22 protein-coding genes and 1 other annotated feature are annotated in these 22083 nt (G+C 49.1%); of the genes, 6 read left to right on the top strand and 16 right to left on the bottom strand.

Features of this window, described 5'->3' with window-relative positions; genetic code table 11:
* Positions 1-494 precede the first annotated feature (494 nt).
* From rplT to BLV33_RS21275, 4 genes are all read right to left on the bottom strand, one after another.
* Positions 495-854: a 50S ribosomal protein L20 gene (gene rplT, locus BLV33_RS21290; protein ID WP_090796507.1), complete on the bottom strand. Its 360-nt coding sequence runs from the start codon at positions 852-854 to the stop codon at positions 495-497.
* Positions 855-892: 38 nt separating this feature from the next.
* Positions 893-1093, bottom strand: coding sequence for a 50S ribosomal protein L35 (gene rpmI, locus BLV33_RS21285; protein WP_090796504.1), 201 nt, complete (start codon positions 1091-1093; stop codon positions 893-895).
* Between the two features lie 30 nt (positions 1094-1123).
* The gene (gene infC, locus BLV33_RS21280; protein WP_139305790.1) at positions 1124-1624 is read right to left on the bottom strand and encodes a translation initiation factor IF-3; all 501 of its coding nucleotides are present in this window, start codon (positions 1622-1624) and stop codon (positions 1124-1126) included.
* 54 nt (positions 1625-1678) lie between these two features.
* Positions 1679-1819, bottom strand: a sequence feature (ribosomal protein L20 leader region).
* Between the two features lie 61 nt (positions 1820-1880).
* Positions 1881-3116, bottom strand: coding sequence for a glycosyltransferase family 2 protein (locus BLV33_RS21275; RefSeq protein WP_090796500.1), 1236 nt, complete (start codon positions 3114-3116; stop codon positions 1881-1883).
* A gap of 750 nt (positions 3117-3866) precedes the next feature.
* Here BLV33_RS21275 and BLV33_RS21265 point away from each other — a divergent pair.
* Together BLV33_RS21265 and BLV33_RS21260 are read left to right on the top strand one after the other, a co-directional pair.
* On the top strand, positions 3867-4394 hold the full coding sequence (locus BLV33_RS21265; RefSeq protein ID WP_090796494.1) for a phosphatase PAP2 family protein: 528 nt from the start codon (positions 3867-3869) through the stop codon (positions 4392-4394).
* Positions 4395-4453: 59 nt separating this feature from the next.
* Positions 4454-5569, top strand: coding sequence for an MGDG synthase family glycosyltransferase (locus tag BLV33_RS21260; RefSeq protein ID WP_090796490.1), 1116 nt, complete (start codon positions 4454-4456; stop codon positions 5567-5569).
* A 120-nt stretch (positions 5570-5689) separates the two neighbouring features.
* Here BLV33_RS21260 and trmB read toward each other — a convergent pair whose 3' ends face one another.
* Complete coding sequence (gene trmB / locus BLV33_RS21255) at positions 5690-6406, bottom strand: tRNA (guanosine(46)-N7)-methyltransferase TrmB (protein ID WP_090796488.1); 717 nt, start codon at positions 6404-6406, stop codon at positions 5690-5692.
* Positions 6407-6504: 98 nt separating this feature from the next.
* Positions 6505-7128, bottom strand: coding sequence for a WGxxGxxG family protein (locus BLV33_RS29460; RefSeq protein ID WP_253187126.1), 624 nt, complete (start codon positions 7126-7128; stop codon positions 6505-6507).
* 162 nt (positions 7129-7290) lie between these two features.
* Between BLV33_RS29460 and BLV33_RS21245 the strand changes: the two genes are divergently transcribed.
* The 4 genes from BLV33_RS21245 to BLV33_RS21230 all read left to right on the top strand — a co-directional run bounded on the left by BLV33_RS21245 (position 7291) and on the right by BLV33_RS21230 (position 10486).
* Complete coding sequence (locus BLV33_RS21245) at positions 7291-8244, top strand: tRNA modification radical SAM protein MnmL/YtqA (RefSeq protein WP_090796486.1); 954 nt, start codon at positions 7291-7293, stop codon at positions 8242-8244.
* Between the two features lie 61 nt (positions 8245-8305).
* Positions 8306-8866 (top strand): c-type cytochrome, encoded by a 561-nt coding sequence (locus BLV33_RS21240; RefSeq protein WP_090796482.1) that lies wholly within the window; start codon positions 8306-8308, stop codon positions 8864-8866.
* Positions 8867-8881: 15 nt separating this feature from the next.
* Positions 8882-9460, top strand: a complete 579-nt coding sequence (locus BLV33_RS21235) for a tRNA 5-(aminomethyl)-2-thiouridylate-methyltransferase MnmM (protein WP_090796478.1) — start codon at positions 8882-8884, stop codon at positions 9458-9460.
* A 60-nt stretch (positions 9461-9520) separates the two neighbouring features.
* Positions 9521-10486, top strand: coding sequence for a type I phosphomannose isomerase catalytic subunit (locus tag BLV33_RS21230; RefSeq protein ID WP_090796474.1), 966 nt, complete (start codon positions 9521-9523; stop codon positions 10484-10486).
* Between the two features lie 87 nt (positions 10487-10573).
* Here BLV33_RS21230 and purD read toward each other — a convergent pair whose 3' ends face one another.
* From purD to purB, 10 genes are all read right to left on the bottom strand, one after another.
* Entirely contained in the window at positions 10574-11833 is a 1260-nt protein-coding gene (purD, locus tag BLV33_RS21225; protein ID WP_090796470.1) for a phosphoribosylamine--glycine ligase, read from the bottom strand.
* Positions 11834-11878: 45 nt separating this feature from the next.
* Positions 11879-13429 carry a bifunctional phosphoribosylaminoimidazolecarboxamide formyltransferase/IMP cyclohydrolase gene (gene purH / locus BLV33_RS21220; protein ID WP_090796467.1) on the bottom strand — a complete coding sequence of 517 codons (1551 nt, stop codon included), beginning with the start codon at positions 13427-13429 and terminating at the stop codon, positions 11879-11881.
* A 20-nt stretch (positions 13430-13449) separates the two neighbouring features.
* Positions 13450-14061 (bottom strand): phosphoribosylglycinamide formyltransferase, encoded by a 612-nt coding sequence (gene purN / locus BLV33_RS21215; protein WP_090796464.1) that lies wholly within the window; start codon positions 14059-14061, stop codon positions 13450-13452.
* The gene (gene purM, locus BLV33_RS21210) at positions 14062-15102 is read right to left on the bottom strand and encodes a phosphoribosylformylglycinamidine cyclo-ligase (protein ID WP_090796460.1); all 1041 of its coding nucleotides are present in this window, start codon (positions 15100-15102) and stop codon (positions 14062-14064) included.
* 28 nt (positions 15103-15130) lie between these two features.
* The gene (purF, locus tag BLV33_RS21205) at positions 15131-16627 is read right to left on the bottom strand and encodes an amidophosphoribosyltransferase (protein ID WP_090796456.1); all 1497 of its coding nucleotides are present in this window, start codon (positions 16625-16627) and stop codon (positions 15131-15133) included.
* A complete protein-coding gene (gene purL, locus BLV33_RS21200) occupies positions 16612-18855 on the bottom strand; it encodes a phosphoribosylformylglycinamidine synthase subunit PurL (RefSeq protein ID WP_090796452.1) in 2244 nt (747 codons plus the stop codon). The genes purF and purL overlap by 16 nt, the downstream gene beginning before the upstream one ends.
* Positions 18833-19528, bottom strand: a complete 696-nt coding sequence (gene purQ / locus BLV33_RS21195) for a phosphoribosylformylglycinamidine synthase subunit PurQ (RefSeq protein WP_090796449.1) — start codon at positions 19526-19528, stop codon at positions 18833-18835. Before purQ ends, purL begins: the two co-directional genes overlap by 23 nt.
* Before the next feature lie 16 nt (positions 19529-19544).
* Positions 19545-19784 carry a phosphoribosylformylglycinamidine synthase subunit PurS gene (gene purS / locus BLV33_RS21190; RefSeq protein WP_090796445.1) on the bottom strand — a complete coding sequence of 80 codons (240 nt, stop codon included), beginning with the start codon at positions 19782-19784 and terminating at the stop codon, positions 19545-19547.
* An 84-nt stretch (positions 19785-19868) separates the two neighbouring features.
* Positions 19869-20759, bottom strand: a complete 891-nt coding sequence (locus BLV33_RS21185) for a phosphoribosylaminoimidazolesuccinocarboxamide synthase (protein WP_090796442.1) — start codon at positions 20757-20759, stop codon at positions 19869-19871.
* 16 nt (positions 20760-20775) lie between these two features.
* Positions 20776-22071, bottom strand: a complete 1296-nt coding sequence (gene purB / locus BLV33_RS21180; protein WP_090796438.1) for an adenylosuccinate lyase — start codon at positions 22069-22071, stop codon at positions 20776-20778.
* Positions 22072-22083: the final 12 nt, after the last annotated feature.

The following is a 22083-nucleotide window of genomic DNA, read 5'->3' as shown; positions in this document are numbered from 1 at the left end:
TGGTTTAGACTGTATTAAAATCAAAAAACCCCTCTCATCCCAACGCGTATACACGTGTAACGGGACGAAAGGGGTTAGATCTTCCGTGGTACCACCCAAATTTGTCATACGCCTCACAGCGTATAACCTTAGCAGGTATCATCCAAAGGATGCATACCCTCAGCACGGTAACGTGTGCTATTCCGATTTCCCTTACTCCGGCAAAGAATTCACAGTACCTGCTGCGATTTCAATTGCATTTCAGGAAAACAGCTCCAAGGTGACTCGTAAGCAAGGGATTAAGGCGATGGTTTCAGCAATCCCATCACTCTCTGAGCATAAGTGCCCCCACAACTTCTTCCTTTTCACAGCCGATGATCTGTTGTTCAATCACTGTAATAGAATATGATTTAGAATTTATTATATGCATCCCTTGGACAATAGTCAAGACTTACGAAAAAAAACATCGCCCTTTTTGATGCAAAAGCGGCGATGTCGGGGTGCATAAGAAACACTTACGCGTTGATTTTGGATTTTGCGGCTGTCGCCAGATCTGAAAAACCTTTGGAATCATTCACTGCAAGATCAGCCAGGATCTTACGGTTGATATCGATCCCGGACAGCTTAAGGCCGTACATAAATTTGCTGTAGCTTATGCCGTTTTGACGAGCGCCTGCGTTGATACGCGCGATCCACAATTTACGGAAATCGCGTTTCACATTACGGCGGTCACGGTAAGCATACATCAGGGATTTCATGACTTGTTCTTTAGCTGTTTTAAATAATCTATGTTTGGAACCGAAATAACCTTTTGCCAGCTTCATAATTTTCTTGCGACGATGAGCGCGTACAAATCCGCCCTTGACTCTTGCCATTGTAAACTACCTCCCGAAAGTATATATAAGTTTTACTGTTACTTGATGTTAGCTAATTGCTGCTTCAGACGCTTTACATCGCCTGTTGCCATAACCGGGTTGCCTGCAAGTACGCGCTTTTGGCGAGCCGATTTGTGCGACAACAAATGATTCTTGTGAGCTTTATATCTCATTATTTTACCTGTGCCGGTAACCTTGAAGCGATCTTTCAAGCTGCTGTGTGTTTTCATTTTTGGCATGGAATGTTCCTCCTATTTAATAAGCTTGCCTCAAGTTGTTACTTTAGGCGTTAAAATCATAATCATGCTGCGTCCTTCAAGCTTGGGAGCGCGTTCCATCGAAGAAATATCCGCTACCTCAACAGCCAGACGGTCCAGCACCTTTTTGCCGTTCTCGGCATGTGCGATCTCACGTCCGCGGAATCGTACGCTTGCTTTTACTTTATCGCCATCACTCAGGAATTTAACAGCATTGCGCAGTTTCGTTTGAAAATCGTGCTCATCGATGGTCGCGCTTAAGCGAATTTCTTTAATATCGACGATCTTCTGATTCTTACGCGCTTCTTTTTCCTTCTTTTGCAGCTCGTAACGGTACTTTCCATAATCCATGATGCGGCAAACCGGCGGTTTCGCCGTAGGAGCCACGTTGACTAAATCCAAATTAGCATCCATTGCCATTTGCAGAGCTTCACGAGTCAGCTTGATCCCAAGCTGTTCTCCGTCTACCCCAATGAGTCGCACTTCTTTCACGCGAATCTCATCATTAACCATGTGATCTTTACTAATAATCTTCCACCTCCGAAAGTAGGTTTCTTGCGACTGGCTTCCAATAAAAAAAGATGTGAGCGCTTAAGGCCCACATCTTCATCGATCAAAGGTTCATTCAACCTAGTTATAGCCGATCAATTCATTAACCAGCCAACAAAATGTCAGTCAGGTGAGAAGCGGGCGCTTCTGCTTGTTTAATACTTATGAAAGTCAATACTTGTTAACTATATCACCGCGATACTTGGAAGTCAACTATAGATTAACTGACCTGTTTGCTCTGCACTTCCTCCAAACGAATAACCCGGGTATGCTGTGTGTGGCTCCATTGCTTGTTGTTCTGGGTGAAAAATGCGTAAATCGTAATCGGCCACCAGGAAAGCATAAAGATCGGATAGACAATCAGGTAGACGTATATTTTCCATGGGGCTTTTTCCATCAGCATCGACACCGGAAGCAAGACATAAATGGAAATGGCTATCGAATTGAGCACACCTGGAAACATCTCATTGACACCTGGCATTTCGGCCCAGCCCGGTGTAATTCCTTTGATCCAGAGCGCAACGCTCAGAAGGGATCCGAAGAAGAAGTTATATACATTCGCCGAGTAAATCGCGGCATCAATTTTGGTCCAGCTGCGCTCCTTGATCCCCTGCCAAAGCAACGGAAAGAAATAACGCTTCGCTACGTCAAAATGCCCCTGCATCCAGCGTAGTCTTTGCTTGGCGGATGTTTTGAACGTAAGCGGCTTTTCATCATACACGCGTGCCTCGTAATTGAAAGAGGGCTTGATGCCAAGCTTCACGCAGCGCATGGAAAATTCCAGGTCTTCAACTAGGCTTGTTGCACCCCAGCCAATCTGCTTAAGCAGTCCAACTTCAAAGCACATCCCGGTTCCGCCCAAAAAATTGGCCAGATTCAAGTTGGTGCGGGGAAGCTGCCAGAAACGATTGCTGAAGTAATAAGAAATCGCATAGGATGCTGTGATCCAGGAATCGCTGGGATTCTTGGTATCCAAATAGGCTTGAATGACTCGGGAACCCGAACAAAGGTCGTTATTCATGTGAATCAGATAATCGCTTCCGACCAGGTTATCCGCATCAAACATGACGACTGCATCATATTGGCGTTCACGTTTCCAAAGCTCTTTTAACATCCATTCGATCGCATAACCCTTGCCTCTAAGGTTCAGGTTGCGGCGTTCGCAAGCAAAAACCCCGTGGTCACGAGCTATGTCAGCAGTAAGATCCGTACAATTGTCACAAATCACAAAGATATCATAGAGCTCTTTTGGGTAGTCCAACTTTTTAAGGTTCTCAATCAGCGCACCAACGACCTGTTCTTCATTGTGGGCTGCAACCAGCACGGCAAAAGTTTTTTGCGGCGCAAAGTGCTGTTTCTTTTTTTTACGATACCAACCAAAGAATGTTAGGAACAACTGATATGCACCAATTAAACCCAGCAATACCTGCATGACAATCATGATTTGGTTCAGCATGGAACAAAATCCCCCTTTTTGTATGTACACCAAAGTTTTTTATGTCTCTCTTTGTATGTATCTTTTTTGTAGGACAGCTAGCTGAAGTTGATATTTTAATCTCATGGCGCAACCGTTTTTGATTTTCCTCCCTTTCCGCCGATTTGTCAAAGGTCATGAAGATCGAAAATCGCCATTTCCTTGTAAAATACGGGGAATCGGATGAATTCAGCTTGGCAGAACGCTCAATCGGTCCAATTTCAGCTTATTTTCATCGTTTTCATGAGATTCAGCCTTAAATGTTCACCATTTCGACCCACATGTTTGGGGCATCTATTATCATGCACTTGATTAACGGATCATAACCTGAGGTTGAACCCGTATGTTCAAGGTCTTGTTTTCTTCCTAAAATTAGGCAGCCCGTTTGGCTTTAAATACCGATTCCTGTACAGCCTCTTCCCAGCTTCCACTATCTTTTTACCCCGACTTCTGAGGCTCCAATCACTGGATTTTTGGAAGTATTTGACTTGCAGCTGCAGGCCGATTGGATAGACGAGTTTCCATTCAGGATACAGCAAAAAATCGTCGCTGTAAAATCTGGCAACTTTCACATGAAATTCTGCTCATACGGTTATAGATAAATAAATTCGTTTAATAATTATTGTATATAAATTTAATGTTCTTTTAACAATCGTCTTATACAATTAAGATATACCCCAAAGGTAAAGGCTTTAACCAATTTATTCTTGCAAGCCAAAGGAGGATCAAGATATGGGGAAGGTAGTCCATTGGCTTCAAAATCGTGAAACTCGAATGTTCTATTGGGTCAATCAAAGGATTCAACATTCTTTTCTGGATATCTTTTTTTCGAAAATCACACATTTAGGCGGGGCAACTGCCACTATAGGCATTTCACTTCTCCTTTCCATATTCGGTAATGGCGTTTTCAGAATCGCTGGTCTTCAAAGCCTGATCGCTTTAACCATAAGTCATCTGCCGGTGGCTCTTATCAAAAAGAAGTATCCCAGACTTCGTCCCTACCTTGTGCTGCCGCAAACCAAAATCGGCAAAAATCCGCTTACAGATCATTCGTTTCCATCCGGTCATACAACCGCCATTTTTTCGATTACAGTTCCGGTCATAATGGCGATGCCGATGCTTTCGATAGGTCTGATCCCTTTGGCTGTCATTGTAGGGCTGTCCCGGATCTATAACGGTCTTCATTATCCTTCGGATTGTCTGGTTGGCAGCTTAATCGGTACCATGACTGCATTAGGGACTGTAGCTCTCTGGGCTTAACACTCTCTTGTAAAAAAATTCGTTGCTCATGTAAAATTTTAAGGGGATAGGTGACAGTTTTGCGAAAAAAGAGGGTCTTGCTATTATCCGAAGGATTTGGTGCCGGCCATACACAAGCCGCAAAAGCATTGTCTGTCATTTTGAAGCAAACAAACGGAGGGATCCAAACGCGGGTTTTGGAGTTAGGCTCTTTTTTGCATCCTACCCTTGCTCCTTGGATTTTTACCGCATTTCGGAAAACAGTCACCTCCCAGCCAAAGCTTTACGGGAGATTTTACCGCTACAAGTATGAAAAGTCATTAAACAAGCTGACCCAGCTGGCGCTGCACCGTATTTTTTATGCACAGACAGCTGAGATTATTAATAAATTTAAACCGGATATCATCGTGTGTACGCATCCTTTTCCTAACGCGGTTATTTCTCGGCTGAAGCGAGCCGGGTTGTCGATTCCCTTATGTACCGTTATAACCGATTACGACGCTCATGGTACGTGGATCAGCCCGGAAGTCAACAAATACCTCGTATCCACGGAAAATGTTAAAAATAAGCTATTGGGCCACGGGATTCCTTCTCATCAAATTGAAATTACCGGCATCCCGGTTCATCCCAGCTTTCGCGAGCCTCAGGACAGGGAAGCCATTCGCCAGGAATTTAACCTTAAGCCCCTCCCTACGGTGATGGTGATGGGCGGCGGATGGGGTATGATCAACAGTGATGCTCTTTATGATAATATGGCGAAATGGAAGGACAGCATTCAATTCTTGTTTTGCCTCGGCAGCAATACCAAGGCTTTGGCCAAGCTGTCGGGCGATCCGCGCTTTCAGCATCCGAATATCCGGCTGATCGGATTCACGCGGGAGATCGGCAAGCTCATGGAAGTGTCGGACCTGCTCATTACGAAGCCAGGCGGCATGACCTGCTCGGAGGGGCTGGCCAAATCAATTCCGATGCTGTTTTACCAGGCGATCCCGGGTCAGGAGGAAGAGAACCTGCAATATTTCACGGCAAGCGGGTTCGGTGAGTCCATTGAATCCTCCGCAACCTTTGAGCATTGGTTTCGCAGGCTGTCGGAAAGCTACTTGGACGTTCAGCAAAGCAGAGCCCAATTCAGCAGCCAGTACCGCGCTTCACACAATGTGGATTACTCCAGCGTGATTATGGGGCTGCTCGGCTGAGAGCGAACAATGTATTTGAGATATTACTTACATAACCTTAATTACATTGTATATAATGTATATTATTCGACAACATTCCCATTTTAGATACTCTAGCATTGAGATGAAAAACAGCAATCCCTACAGGGACTGCTGTTTTTTTAACGCGGCCAGATGCTCTTCCAGTGCTTGGCTGCCTATGACGACTTCACAGCGGTGAATGTTCATGCCTTTATCAGCGAATTTGGTCTCATATTCGGTCATCACGTAGTCAGGATGAATACCTTCGGCATGCAGATGAAGCGAAATGTTCCGCATGCGAAGCCCCATATCGGCGAACGAATTGAGTGAAAACTCGAACAAAATTTGAGAATCCGTTTTGAGATGAATTTCACCCTTGTCATTCAATATTTGGATGTACTTCTCGACAAATCCTCGATGAGTCAGCCTTCTTCGTGCGTGCTTTTTTTTGGGCCATGGATCGCTGAAATTTAAATAAATCCGCTCCAGCTCACCTTCTGCAAAAGCATCCTCAATATGCTCGATATTAAATAGAAGAAGCCTGAGATTGGCAATAGCCCCCTGCTCGCTTTCTTTCCCGTGGGCAGCTCTTGCTTTCTCGCTGGATTTACGAATAAGTTCATCATACATATCGATGCCTATAAAGTTGATATCCGGATGTTTAAGGCTCATTTCGCTGATAAAACGCCCTTTGCCCATTCCCAGCTCGGCGTGAATAGGCTGAGCGTTGCCGAACACTTCGGACCATTTTCCTTTTAATTCTCTCGGATCTAAAATAATAAGCTCCTGCTGTCGCTCGATTTCTTCCCTGATTCCTTTTCTTCCCCGTAAACGCATTTGTATCCTCCTACAACCATCCATGCTATTCGAATACAAATCATAGACGATTCCGAGGAAAAAATCAAAGGAAACGTTGATCCTTAATAAGGATTAATTTACCTGCCCTCAACGTCGTCACGACTTCTACCTCGTAAGCCTGCCAGACCGAGTAAGCCAATAAGTCCCAGCCAGCCCCAGTCCATTTTGGTGCCGGAAGTGTCCGTTGCCTGAGTTCTATAGGAAGTAGTATCATAATTGCCGGAAGTGCTCGTTCGGTTTCCAATAGTGTTAGGGGTAGGCGACGGAGCAACGGAAGCTCCTGTGCCTGTTGTGCTCATCCGGTTTAGCATATTGCTGCCATATCCTCGGGCGGTATCCAATGACCTTGTCCCGGTTCCGGTTGTGGTGCCAGTTCCAGTCCCAGTGCCTGTTCCGGTACCAGTTGTCGCATCATAATTGCTTCCTGTATAGCTGGAAGAAGTCGTCGTTCCTGTACCGGATGTACCGCCAGTACCATAAATACCCGATGAACTCAAAGTGCCGGTAGTTGAGCCCGGAGGACATGTGCAGATGCCAGTTGACGTTCCTGTGCCTGTTGCCGTATACCCAGTTCCCGTTCCGCCTGTAACTCCCGAGGTGACCCCTGTAGTGCTTGTTGTAGTTGCATATGCCGCCGAAGCACCGAGCGACAAAGTAGAAGCAAGTACTGCAGTAAGAGTCATATAGCGAAGCTTCTTCATAGTTAATCCCCTTTCGATAAAATGGTGGTGCATGCTTATGTTTTACCAGCAGGGCTTCTTTTATCGGGGTACTTGCTGGAAAGTGAGGGGTCGCTTTCACGGCGGATTTTCGGTACAATTAGGACATGAGATTGTCAGCAATAACTGAAGGAGTTTTGTTTTATGCAAACAATGATGAATCGAGCCCCTCTCACCTGGGGGGATAAACGTTTCCATACATGGAATTATGAAATGCGCGAAGTCTTCGGCGAGAAGGTTTTTAAAGTCATGCTAGATGCTGGCTTTACTTGTCCCAACCGGGATGGAAGCATTGCCACCGGCGGCTGTACGTTCTGCAGTGCCAGGGGATCCGGTGATTTTGCCGGGAGCCGCCGCGACGACCTGGTTACACAGTTCAACAAAATCCGCGATCTGCAGCATCAAAAATGGCCGGAAGCTAAATATATCGGGTATTTTCAAGCTTATACCAATACTTATGCTCCCGTCCAAGAGCTTCGTGAATACTATGAACTCATTTTGGCACAGCCCGGTGTCGTCGGACTTTCGATTGCGACTAGACCGGATTGCCTCCCGGACGATGTGGTTGAATACTTGGCGGAGCTGAATGAGCGCACTTATTTGTGGGTCGAAATGGGACTGCAAACTGTGCATGATGAAACGTCTGCTCTCATTAATAGAGCGCATGACACTCAGTGCTATCTTGACGCAGTAGCAAAGCTTAGAAAACATAACATTCGCACCTGTGCTCATATTATTTACGGATTACCAGGAGAAACTCACGCAATGATGCTTGAAACAGGACGTGCAGTCGCACAGATGGATGTTCAAGGCATCAAGATCCACTTGCTCCACCTGATGCGCAAAACGCCAATGGTGAAGCAATATGAAGCCGGACTGCTGCAGTTTTTGGAAAAAGATGAGTATATAAAGCTCGTCGTGGATACACTTGAAGGCTTGCCGCCAGATATGATTGTACATCGTTTAACCGGGGATGCCCCGCGAGATCTTTTGATTGGCCCGATGTGGAGCCTCAAGAAATGGGAAGTATTGAATGCTTTTGACGCCGAATTTTCGGCCCGAGACAGCTGGCAGAGTAAAAAGTGGAAAAAAGCCTAAACCGATTTGTTCTTTCATGCGTTCCCTTATATATGGATTTATATAATTGGGAGATGATTTAGTGAGAACAGTCATGACGGTTACCGCAGCAGGCTTGCTGCTTCTAATGTGTTCAGCTTGCAGCAGCAAACCCGCAGCGACAGAAGCAAGTTTAACGCCTGCGCCTACTTCGACAGCAGCAACTGCTGCACCTTCAGCTGCCAGCCCCTCGGCTCAGCCATCTGCCAGCATTGCACCAACACCCGCTCCCTCGGCATCCAAGGAGCCTTCCGCAGCAGCCACGGTCAAGCCTACAACTGCACCAACTGTGGCTCCAACCACGGCTCCGACGGTTGCAGCTACAGCGACGCCAAAACCTTCGGCAACGCCCGCACCAAGTGTTAAGGCGCCAGAAGGCAATGCGAAGGCCGAGGCATTATTTAAAGCAAACTGCATGTCATGCCACGGCGCCAATATGGAAGGAGGATTTGGACCGAATTTAACTAAAATCGGTTCTCGACTAAGTAAGGATCAAATTGCCGCGCAAATCACTAACGGCGGAGGCGACATGCCGGCTCAAGGCAAGAAAGTTGCTGCGGCTGACATAGAAATACTGGCTGCATGGCTGGCCGGCTTAAAATAAAGAGAGGTTATCGGCATGGGTTTTGTTTCTGTATTAAGCTTTGCGCATCAATTGCTGTCACAAAGAGTTCATTTCGGTGACAAGGCCATTGATGCAACATTAGGCAATGGGAATGATGTATTACTGCTGGCGAAGCTTACTGGGAATCGAGGCCGAGTTTACGGCTTCGATATCCAGCAGCAAGCCCTGGATCAGTCCTGGATGCGTCTGAGGAATGAAATCCCGGACGCTTCTTCTTTTGTCCAGCTGCATTTATGCACCCACGCCAGCATGGAGGCTGTCATTCCTGCAGCCGATCAAGGTACCATAGCAGCGGTTGCTTTTAATCTTGGTTATTTGCCGGGTGCAGAGCAAGATACAATCACGCAAGAGGCTTCTACCATCTCAGCGCTGGAAGCCTCTTTACGCATGCTTCGCAAAGGAGGCATTACGACAATTGTGTTATATACGGGCCACAAAGGCGGTTTCGAAGAGGCTCAAGCAGTGGAATCGTGGGCCATGCAGCTCTCTGCCGCTGACTATCAAGTACTTCGATATCAGTTCGCAAATCGCGCCAAACATGCGCCCTATCTTCTGGCAGTAGAAAAAAGATGAGGATCTAGTATATAATTTTCCGTATATGGACGTAATTGCAAAAGAAAGCAGGAAATCATAGTGAAACCATATCCGCTTCAATTTCAACCGGAAATGAAAGAAAGAGTCTGGGGAGGCAGGGCATTAGAAAAATTCGGTTTCTCGCTTCCGGAAGGAGCCATCGGTGAAGGCTGGATGATCGGAGACCACCCCAATGGGACCACCAAGGTGATGAATGGAGTATTAGCCGGCCGGGGGCTTGATGAGGTTCGCCAAGAATACGGAGTATCGATGTTTGGTTCAAAAGGGTTTTCGCAAAAAACCGGCAGATTCCCGCTGCTCATTAAGCTTCTGGACTGCGAGGATGATTTGTCGGTTCAAGTTCATCCCGATGACAGCTATTCGAATCTGGCATCTGGCGAGCTGGGCAAAACGGAAATGTGGTACATCATGGCCGCGAAGCCGGGAGCCAAGATCATTTATGGCATGCATTATGGCGTGACTAGAGAAATGCTTACTGAGGCCATAGCAGAGAATCGAATCATGGATTGCCTGCAGGAAGTGCCTGTTGAAGCCGGCGACTCCTTCTACATACCTGCCGGTACAGTGCACGCTCTCGGTGCAGGAGTACTTGTAGCCGAGATTCAGCAAAACTCCGATACGACATACCGATTATACGATTATAACCGCCCAGGACTGGATGGAAAGCTGCGTGAGCTTCATATTGAAGATTCATTGAATGTCATCGCCTATAATGGCTCCGGCTCAAGCTTCATGAAAACCAATATAGAGGAGACTGGCAAATGGCTTACTTTGGCAGAATCTCCCTTATTCATAGTGGAAAAAGGGCTGGTTGGATCCAAATGGGAGCTGCAAACCACGCTGGATAGTTTCGTAGTCCTTATGATCATGGAAGGCTCAGGTATCCTTGGCTGGGAGGATGGAAGCCTCGAAGCCAAGCCGGGGGACTGCTTTTTGCTGTCTGCCAATTTGGGAAACTACTCGTTGGAGGGCTCAATGACAGTGTTACGCAGCTATTTGCCGTAATGGCACAAAAAAAAGCCTCCTAAAAAATATTTAGGAGGCAGGCTGGAACGCAAAATGAAGTTGTTCACGATGTCTAAGCTATGATGTTTACCTCAGGGCCTTCATGGCGATGTCTTTGCGGTAATGCTTGCCTTCAAAGCTGATCCGTTCCGCATCGGCATAAGCCTTATTGCGGGCTTCGACAATATCTTTGCCCAGACCGGTAATCCCCAGCACTCGGCCGCCGTTTGTTACGATTTGACCGTCATTCAAAGCGGTACCCGCATGAAACACGAGTGAATCCTTCACTTGGTCCAGACCAGCGATCGGCAGTCCCTTAGCATACGACCCAGGGTAACCTCCAGATGCCACAATGACGCATACCGCGGCTTCCTCGCGCCATTCAATCGGCTGCTCCGCCAACGTTCCGTTTAACACGGCGAGGAAAATGTCGAGCAGATCCGTTTTGAGCAGCGGCAAAATCACCTGCGTTTCCGGATCGCCAAAACGAGCGTTAAACTCAATCGTCTTGGTTCCTTGCGGAGTCAAAATCAAACCGGCATAGAGCACGCCTTTGAAAGGTCGCCCCTCTTTAACCATGGCTTCGGCCGTCGGCCGAACAATGGTCTCAATGGCCTCCAATACCACAGCTTCCGGAATATGCGGAAGTGGAGAGTAGGTGCCCATCCCGCCTGTATTGGGTCCTTCGTCGTTATCATAAACCGGCTTATGGTCCTGTGAGGGAACCATAGGGCGAACAGTAGTACCATCGACAAAAGCGAGCAATGACATCTCTTGCCCTTGCAGGAATTCCTCGATGACTACCTTTGCACCTGAATCGCCGAATATTTGATCCACCATGATATCACGCAGTGCTTCTTCTGCTTCCTCGAGCGAATGGGCTACGGTAACCCCTTTGCCGGCAGCCAAACCATCAGCTTTCAAAACAATCGGAATCGACTGGCTGCGAAGATAAGCAAGAGCGGGCTCATAAGCGTCAAAACTCTCGTAAGCCGCTGTCGGGATCTTGTATTTTTTCAGCAAATCCTTCGTAAAGACCTTGCTGCCTTCAATAATCGCAGCATTGGCCCTAGGTCCAAAAGCCACGATATCCCGATCCTCGAGGTAATCAACCAAACCGGCAGCGAGCGGGTCATCCGGCGCCACCATAACAAGATCTATTTGCTGCTGCTTCGCGAACACGCTGATTTCCTCGAACTGCAGCTCCTGAATCGGCACGCACTCGGCCAAAGCTGCAATCCCACCGTTACCGGGTGCGCAGTAAAGCTTGCTGACCTTCGGGCTTTTGCAGAGCGCCCAAACGATGGCGTGCTCTCTCCCGCCACGCCCTATTACAAGGATGCGCATGGATCTTTCCCCTCTCATTACTAATGATACGAATCATTCACTCTATTAATGTTTAAAATGACGCACACCCGTCATGATCATGGCCATACCGTTATCATTTGCCACTCGAATGGATTCTTCATCCTTGATCGAACCGCCTGGCTGAATGACAGCCGTAATTCCAGCACCAGCCGCCAGCTCCAGCGTGTCGCCCATCGGGAAGAACGCATCGGAAGCCAGCACAGCGCCCTGCGCCTTACCCCTAGCTTGCTCAATGGCAATTTTGGCTGCGCCCACTCGATTCATCTGTCCCGCTCCAACACCGACTGTCATGTCATTGGCAGCAAGCACAATCGCATTGGACTTCACATGCTTCACGACCTTCCAGGCAAAAAGCAGCTGTTTAAGCTCATCTTCCGTAGGCTTCCGCTCTGTGACGACCTTGATATCAGCTTCACTGAGTTGATAAGCGTCGCTGTCCTGAACGAGCATCCCGCCTTCAACCGAAGTAATTACATGCTCTGCACGGCGCTCAGCGGCCGCCGCGGTATCCAACCCGCTGATCTTCAAGAGGCGGATGTTTTTCTTTTGCGAGAGAATCTGAAGCGCTTCTGGACTAAAATCCGGCGCAAGCACGATTTCCAAGAACACGTCACCCAGCAATGTCGCTGTCGCTGCGTCAATCATGCGATTCGCAGCGATGATGCCTCCGAAGATCGAAATTGGGTCCGCCGCATAGGCTTTTTGATAAGCATTCAGCACATTGGCCCCAATCCCTACACCACATGGATTCATGTGCTTAACTGCGACCACAGCAGGCTCACTGAACTCTTTAATCATTTGCAGTGCTGTATTGGCATCGTTGATATTGTTGTAGGAAAGTTCTTTACCATGAAGCTGTTCAGCGTTGGTAATACCGGCAGCGGCTAACGGCTTCTTGTAAAAAGCTGCCTTCTGATGAGGATTTTCTCCATAACGAAGCTCCTGCACTTTTTCATAAGTCACGGTATAACGCTCTGGGAAGGGCTCACCCATTTGTTTCGACAGGTAATCGGCAATTAGTGCATCATAGGCGCCGGTGTGACGAAAAACCTTCGCAGCGAGACGTTTACGGGTCTCAAGCGTAGTATCTTCACCGCTGCGCACCTCATCAAGCACTTGTCCATAATCGGCAGCGTCGACAACAACCGTAACGAAAGCGTGATTCTTTGCAGCCGAGCGAAGCATGGTTGGTCCGCCGATATCGATATTCTCAATCGCTTCCTCGTAAGAGACATCGGGTTTTGCAATTGTTTGGGCAAAAGGATACAAATTCACGACGACCAGATCGATATAATCCAGTCCCAGCTTCTTCATGGATTCCCGATGTTCCTCGTTGTCGCGTACGGCCAATAGTCCGCTATGTACCGCTGGATGAAGCGTTTTGACCCTGCCGTCCATAATTTCCGGAAAACCCGTTACCTCTGAAATCCCGATAACCGGTACGCCCTTTTCCTTTAAGAGGCTTTGTGTCCCGCCCGTCGAAATAATCTCCACACCCAGCTTCGCAAGCTCGCCTGCAAATTCCACGATACCCGTTTTGTCGGACACGCTGATCAGTGCTCTTTTGATTGCCACTTTATGTTCCTCCTTGGTTTCTAATTAACAAAAATGACCTTTCGACCTTCCAGCTTCACCTTGCCGCTGCGAAAACTGCCGATAACCGTCGGCAGCAGCTGATGCTCAACGGCCTGAATACGATTGGTGAGAGCTTCCTCGCTTTCGCCTTCCCATACATCAATTGCATGCTGCGCAATAATAGGACCGGAATCCAGCCCTCCATCGACAAAATGTACAGTTACACCAGTGACTTTGACGCCGTATTCATAAGCCTGAGAGATTGCTTTGATCCCCGGGAATGAAGGCAGCAAAGAGGGATGCACGTTGATCATGCGCCCGTAAAATGGTTCAACCAATGTATTTGTTATAATCCGCATGTAGCCAGCCATAACGACCAAATCGACTTTCCGTTCCAAAAGCTCTTGCAGGATTAAGGACTCGTAAGCTTCACGACTCTCATATTGCTTTGGCTTAAATGTGAAAACGGGCACTTGCGCCTGTTTGGCCCGCTCCACCACCAGTGCCTGCGGACGGTCACAGACAAGAAGCTCGATGCTGACATCAAGCTTCCCGCACTGAACCTGATCCACAATGGCCTGAAAATTCGATCCGCTGCCCGAAGCGAAGACAGCAATCCGATAAGGCTGCATTTAGACCACCGCTCCGCCAAAGGTAACTACTCTCTCGCCATTCGTTATTTCGCCAATGTGGTACATTTTTTCGCCCTGTTGTTCGGCCAGCTGTAGAGTAAGGTCGGCTTGATCCGCGCTGACGACAAGGACCATTCCGATGCCCATATTAAAGGTGCGGAACATATCGTTGTTGCTGATCTTACCTTCACGCTGCATCAGCTCAAAAATCGGCAAAATGGGCCAAGAGCCATATTCGATATGGGCATTCACGCCCGCAGGCAAAACACGAGGTATATTTTCGATAAAACCGCCGCCTGTAATGTGGGCCATCCCTTTGATTTTTACTTTTTCCAAAATCGAGAGAATCGGCTTCACATACAGCTTCGTTGGTGTGAGGAGGATATTGCCCAGCAAGTCGCCCAACTCTTCCACCCGGTCTTGCAGCTTGTAGCCTTTTTCCTCCAGCAAAAGCTTGCGCACCAAAGAGAACCCGTTGCTGTGCACACCGCTGGATGCCAGACCCAAAATGATATCGCCGGGTGAAATCGAGGTACCGTCTATGATTTTCTTTTTGTCCACGATACCCACGGTAAAGCCGGCGATGTCATACTCTCCTTGCGCATACACACCAGGCATTTCCGCGGTTTCCCCACCGATCAAGGCACAGCCGGACTGCTCGCAGCCATCGGCAATTCCTTTTACAATAGCCTCGATTTTCTCGGGAATAACCTTATCACAAGCCAAGTAATCCAGGAAAAAAAGCGGCTCCGCACCTTGGACGATAATGTCGTTCACGCACATAGCCACAGCATCGATCCCAATCGAATCATGTTTATCCATGGCAAAAGCGATCTTCAGCTTCGTACCTACGCCGTCGGTTCCGGATACGAGCACAGGCTCCTCGTACTTATCCTTGTTCAATCCAAACAGGCTGCCAAAGCCGCCCAGATCCGTCATCACTTCAGGGCGAAACGTCCGCTTCACGTGTTTTTTCATTCGCTCAACAGCTTCATTCCCCGCCGAGATATCGACTCCGGCTTTTTTATACGCATCCGACACTTCGCTTCACTCCTTCAAAATGATCTCATTAGTCACAGCCGCAGCCGAGTTTGCTTTCATCCACAATTTCCGTTGGATATTCATTGGTGAAGCAGCCCATACAATAACCGCTGTTGGTGCCATGCGCACCTTCTCCGATGGCTTCAACAAGCCCTTCCTTGGTCAAAAAGTGGAGCGAATCCGCGTTGATGGCCTTGCGTATTTCCTCAACGGAATGCTGCGCGGCAATTAACTCCTTGCGGTCTGGCGTATTGATCCCGTAGTAGCAAGGATTCATGAAAGGCGGTGAAGTAATGCGGACATGCACCTCAGTTGCGCCCGCTTCGCGAAGCAAATTGACGATACGAAGACTGGTGGTTCCGCGCACAATCGAATCATCGATCATGATCACGCGTTTGCCCTCAACCACTTTACGGACGGCGCTGAGCTTCATTTTTACACCCTGCTCGCGCAGCTCTTGGCTTGGTTGAATGAAGGTTCTGCCGGTGTAGCGGTTTTTGATCAAGCCGAGCTCGTAAGGAATGCCTGTCTGTTCGGCAAAACCGATTGCGGCGGAAATACTTGAATCGGGAACACCTGTAACCAGATCCGCGTCCATGAACGCTTCCATCGCCAATTTTTTACCCATACGCTTACGGGCTGCGTGAATATTCACAGTATCAATATCGCTGTCCGGTCTGGCAAAATAAATATATTCCATCGCGCATACAGCACGCTTGCCGCCTTCAGTGAAGCGATCCTCATGAATGCCATTACGATCTAAAACGATCAGCTCGCCCGGATTCAAATCGCGTAGATAAGTGCCTCCGACCGCATCAAAGGCGCAGGTTTCCGAAGCAAATAAATACGCATCGCCCAATCGTCCCATGACCAAGGGTCGCAAGCCGTTGGGATCAAGAGCGGCAATCATTTTTTCCTTGGTCAAAATGACAAAGGCATAGCCGCCGATCACTTGCTTCAGTGCATCCTTAACGGCATCAACGATGTCGTCATGCGTAGAGCGTGCAATCAAGTGAGCCAAAACCTCAGTGTCGCTGGTTGTTTGAAAGATAGAGCCCATTTTCTCGAGATTGCGCTTGATCAACAAGGCATTGTCGAGGTTCCCGTTCGTGGCAATCGCCAGATCGCCCTCGCGGTATTTAAAAACAAGCGGCTGCGCATTTTGCAGCTTGCTCTCACCCGCCGTAGAGTAACGCACATGCCCTATTCCGGAATTGCCGACGAGAGGGGCCAATGTTTCACTTGTAAAAACTTCCTTCGCCAGCCCCATACCGCGATGATAGTTAAAGTTATTTGAGTCCGTTGTGCAGATGCCCGCGCTCTCTTGGCCTCGATGCTGCAGAGCATGAAGCCCGTAAAACGTAACGGAAGCCGCATCTGCATGTCCAAACACGCCGAATACGCCGCACTCCTCGTTTAATTTATCCAACAAGCCGCCATGGCCGCTTATGCCTTCGTTGTAATACTCGCCTGTCCAAAGCTTGATTGGGTTTTCTGGCAGCGAGTTTTTCACTGCATCAGACATGGAATCGCATCCTTCCAGACCTTTTCCAGCTCGCTTATGGGAGACTGGATGCCGTGCTCTGCATTCACTTTTATTTTAAGCTCATTTCCTGTAACGGTCCCAATGACTTGATAGGGGACTCCTTGTGAAGCTATCCAGTGCTGCAGCGCATCCGCTTTTTCCGGGGAGGCGCTGAGCACGATACGGGACTGGCTCTCGCTGAACAATGTGAAATCCTTGCGGATGTCGGAATTAACGGAAACTTCAGCACCTACACGACCGCTTATGCAGCTTTCCGCTAAAGCTACCGCAAGTCCGCCTTCGGACAAGTCATGCGCTGAAGCCACCAGGCCTTCCTGGATCGCTTTGAGCACTGTTGCCTGCAGGCGTTTTTCAACTTCAAGCTGGAGTTCCGGCGGACGTCCTTCGGTTACTCCGTGAATCACATATTGAAATTCGCTGCCACCGAGCTCCGCTTTCGTCTCACCCAGCAGGATGATGGTGTCGCCTTCGTTTTTGAAGCCTTGTGTGGTGATATGATCGAGATCATGCACGAGACCCACCATTCCGATAACCGGTGTCGGGTAAATGGCTCCTTTGGCATTCTCGTTGTACAGCGAGACATTGCCGCCGATCACCGGAGTGCTCAGCTCGCGGCAGGCTTCGGCCATGCCGTCGGTCGCTCTCTCCAGCTGCCAGAAGATTTCCGGCTTCTCTGGACTGCCGAAGTTCAGGTTGTCCGTCACCGCAAGCGGCTCGGCACCTGAGCAGACGACATTGCGTGCCGCTTCACTGACCGCGATCCGGCCGCCTACCTCCGGATCGAGGTATACGTAGCGCCCGTTGCAGTCGGTCGTCATGGCGAGCGCCTTGCGCGTGCCGCGAAGCATGACGACGGCTGCATCCGAGCCCGGGCGCACGACGGTATCGGTACGAACCATGTAGTCATACTGGGAGTATACCCATTCTTTGCTCGCCACCGTCGGCGAGGCGAGCACTTGCTTAAGCGCATCCGTCAGCTTCGTTACCTCCGGGTAACGGGTAGTGTCGATGCGCCCATGCTCTTCGTAATAAGCCGGCTCCGCGCTCGGCTTATTGTACACCGGGCACTCGTCAACGAGTGCCCCTACGGGCATGTCCGCCACGGTTTCGCCGTGGTGGATTAAGCGGAGGCGACCGTCATCGGTCACCTTGCCGACCTTGGCGCAGTGGAGCCCCCAGCGCTCGAAAATGCCCTTGGCTTGAGCCTCATGCTTGGGCTCAACGACGAACAGCATGCGCTCCTGCGACTCCGACAGCATCATTTCATAGGCGGTCATGCCTTCTTCGCGCTGCGGCACCTCATCGAGGTAAAGCTCCATGCCGTTGCCCGCTTTACTTGCCATTTCCGCGCTGGAGCAAGTGAGTCCAGCGGCACCCATATCCTGAATTCCGAGCACGATGCCGGAATTGATCAGCTCTAAGCACGCTTCCAGCACGAGCTTTTCCATGAAGGGATCGCCCACCTGCACCGCAGGCCGTTTCGCTTCCGACTCCGCCGTCAGCTCTTCCGACGCAAAGGTGGCGCCGTGAATGCCGTCGCGGCCTGTGGCCGGACCGACGTAAAACACCGGGTTGCCGACACCCTTGGCAACTCCGCGTTGGATCTTGTCGTGGTCAATGATGCCCACACACATGGCATTCACAAGCGGGTTCCCCTCGTAGCTCTCGTCGAACATGACTTCCCCGCCGACCGTCGGGATGCCGATGCAGTTGCCGTAGCCGGCAATGCCCGACACGACGTGCTCGAACAAGTACTTCACGCGGTCGTTTTGAAGCTTGCCGAAGCGCAGCGAGTTCAGCACCGCAATCGGACGCGCGCCCATCGAAAAAATATCGCGGATGATCCCGCCCACACCCGTCGCTGCGCCTTGGAATGGCTCAATCGCCGAAGGGTGATTGTGGCTTTCTATTTTAAACACAACGGCTTGGTTGTCTCCGATATCTACGATACCTGCCCCTTCGCCTGGACCCATCAAAACACGCGGACCCGTCACCGGAAACTTGCGGAGCACGGGCTTGGAATTTTTATAGGAGCAATGCTCCGACCACATGACGCTAAACACACCGATCTCGACATAGTTCGGGTTGCGGCCGAGGAAGCCGCAGATCTTGGCAAACTCCTCGTCAGTGACGCCCATTTGCTTATATATCTTCTGTTCCGCTATTTGCTGAGCCGTTGGCTCCTTAACGGATAGCTGCTGCGTCATGTTTCTCCCTCCAAGCATTCAGGATCGATGTAAACATTCGTTTGCCGTCCGATGATCCAAGCAAGTCGCTGACCGCTCTCTCCGGATGCGGCATCATCCCCACTATATTGCCAGCCTTATTGCTAATTCCCGCTATATCATCTATGGAACCGTTCGGATTGTTGCCAGCCTCGTAACGGAACACGATTTGATTGTTGACTTGCAGCTCTCTGAGTGTTGCTTCATCACAGTAATAATTTCCTTCACCGTGCGCGATAGGGATGTTGATGAGCTCGCCTTTTTGATAATCCATCGTAAATGGAGTCTGATTGTTTTCCACTCGCAAAAGCGCGGGATGGCAGCGGAACTTCATCTCCTTGTTGCGAAGCAGAGCACCCGGAAGCAGTCTGGCTTCGGTCAGCACTTGAAATCCGTTGCAAACGCCGAGGATGTATTTGCCTTGTTCGGCTGCACGGCTGAGTGCCTTCATCACATTGGTGAACTGGGCAATAGCACCGCAGCGCAGGTAATCCCCGTACGAGAAACCTCCCGGTACGAGGATACAGTCATAGCCCGACAAATCATCAGCCGTATGCCATACATAATCAACAGGCTGTCCAATGGTATCTTCTACCGCTTTATAACAATCGATATCGCAGTTTGATCCCGGAAATACGAGAACCGCAAATTTCATGACGCTGACCCTCCTTTTAAGATAGTTCGTAGCGGTAATCTTCAATGACCGTATTAGCCAGCAGCTTCTCACACATGGACTTCACGCGCGCTTCAGCTTCATCTTTATTCTCCGTGTTAAGCTCTAACTCCATGTATTTACCGATACGGACTTTCTCGACTTCTTCGAAGCCCATTGAATGCAGGGCTCCCTGCACCGCATTTCCCTGAGGGTCTAATACACTTTGCTTAATCGTCACATAGACGGTGGCTTTCATATGGAAACGTTCCTCCTTCGGATTTTTAAACATTAACTTCGTTAACTATTTATGAGTTTGGAGGCAACTTTTCGCTCTAATTGCCTAATCCATCAAAAGATGTACAATCTCTTTGTACCTGCGAGCCGTTTCTTCCACGACAGAAGCAGGCAGTTCGTCAGGTTCACTGTTCATATCCCAATCGGAATTGGACAAGTAGTCTCGAACGGGTTGTTTATCCATCGAATCGATGTCGATGTCGAGTGCGTATTTATCCTGCTCCCAGTAGCGGGAGGAATCCGGAGTGAACAGCTCATCGATGATGATAAGTTCATCGCCGATGAAGCCGAACTCGAACTTCGTATCGGCCAAAATAATACCGCGTTGTTCGCAATACGTGTGAGCCAGCGTGTAGAGCATGATGCTCTTTTCTTGAAGCAGCAAAGTAACCTTTTCGCCTACAATCTCCATCATGCGATCAATGGAAATGTCCTCGTCGTGGCCGACGTCATTTTTTGCTGCCGGCGTAAAGATGGGGTGGTCCAGCTCTTGATTTTTACGCAAGCCCTCCGGCAATCGTCTACCATTAACGAACCCCGTTTGCTGGTATTGGCGCCAACCGCCGCCTGTAATGTAGCCTCGCACGACGCACTCAACCGGAATGCGGGTTGCTTTTTTGGCGACCATGATGCGGTCTTTAAGCAGCTCGCGCGCAGCCGCATCTGGAATGGCTTCCTTAAGGAGCTCAACATCCGTATGCACCACATGATTCGGCATGAAGAAAGCCATTTGCTCAAACCAGAACTTGCTGAGTGTATTTAATACATAGCCTTTGTCGGGAACACCCGGCTTCAGAATGTAATCAAAAGCCGAAATCCGATCCGTGACCACAATTAATAAGTGCTCGCCGAGATCATACAGCTCCCTCACTTTTCCCTTATGCAGGAGCGGTGCCTTCACCAAGCTTGTTGCCGTATCCAATACCGTGCCAGTCAACAGCTTCACTTCCTCTCTATTTCAATCCAAGCCTGTCAAAAATGGTATCCACATGCTTCAAATGCCAGGTCGGATCAAAGCAATCCGCGATCTCTTCAGCAGTCAACACATCCGTAATCACCGCAGTATTTTCAACGATATCCCTAAACGATCTCTGCTCTTCCCAAGCCTGCATAGCTCTTGGCTGCACGGTATCATAAGCCTGCTCCCGAGCAAAGCCCTTGTCGATCAGCTTCGTCAAAACACGTCCCGAAAACGGTACATCGTAGGTTCTTTGCATGTTGCGCTTCATATTCTCGGGGAACACGGTCAAATTCTTCACAATATTGCCGAAACGGTTCAACATATAATTCAGCAACGTTGTGGCATCCGGTAAAATAATCCGTTCCACCGAGGAGTGGGAAATATCGCGTTCATGCCAAAGCGGCACGTTCTCGTAAGCGGTAATCATATGTCCACGAATCACGCGGGAAAGGCCGGAAATGCTTTCGCAACCGATTGGATTGCGTTTATGCGGCATAGCTGATGAGCCCTTTTGGCCCTTGGCGAAAGGCTCTTCCACCTCGCGGAACTCACTCTTTTGCAGGGCCCGAATTTCGGTCGCGAATTTATCCAAAGATGAGCCAATAAGTGCCAAAGTCGCCATGTAATCAGCGTGTCGGTCACGCTGCAAGGTTTGTGTCGAGATTGGAGCAGGCTTCGTTCCCAATTTGCTGCAAACATACTCCTCGACAAAAGGATCAATATTGGCATATGTGCCTACCGCCCCAGAGATTTTACCGAATTGAACACCGTCCGCCGCTGCACGAAAACGTTCCAGGTTGCGCTTCATTTCCTCATGCCACAAAGCCATTTTTAAGCCAAAAGTCGTTGGTTCGGCATGAACTCCATGCGTTCTACCCATCATCGGAGTGTGCTTGTAGGCAACAGCCTTGTCCTTAAGAATCGCAATAAAATTCACGATATCTTTTTCAATAATTTCATTAGCTTGCTTAAGTAAATAACCTAACGCTGTGTCCACAACATCTGTGGAGGTCAAGCCATAATGTACCCATTTACGCTCAGGACCTAGAGTTTCCGATACAGCTCTTGTAAAAGCGATCACGTCATGGCGAGTTTCAAGCTCGATCTCATATATGCGGTCGATGTTGAAGCTGGCATTCTCACGCAGCACCTGTACATCTTGCTTTGGAATAACGCCAAGTTCCGACCATGCTTCGCAGGAGAGAATCTCCACTTCGAGCCAAGCATTGAATTTATTTTCCTCTGTCCAAATCCGAGCCATTTCCGGCCGACTATAACGTTCGATCATTACCGTTCCTCC

It is taken from the genome of Paenibacillus sp. GP183 (assembly GCF_900104695.1).
Lineage (GTDB): Bacteria > Bacillota > Bacilli > Paenibacillales > NBRC-103111 > Paenibacillus_AI.
Note: the sequence above shows the minus strand (reverse complement) of the source record. Positions and strands in the feature narration are given on the sequence as shown.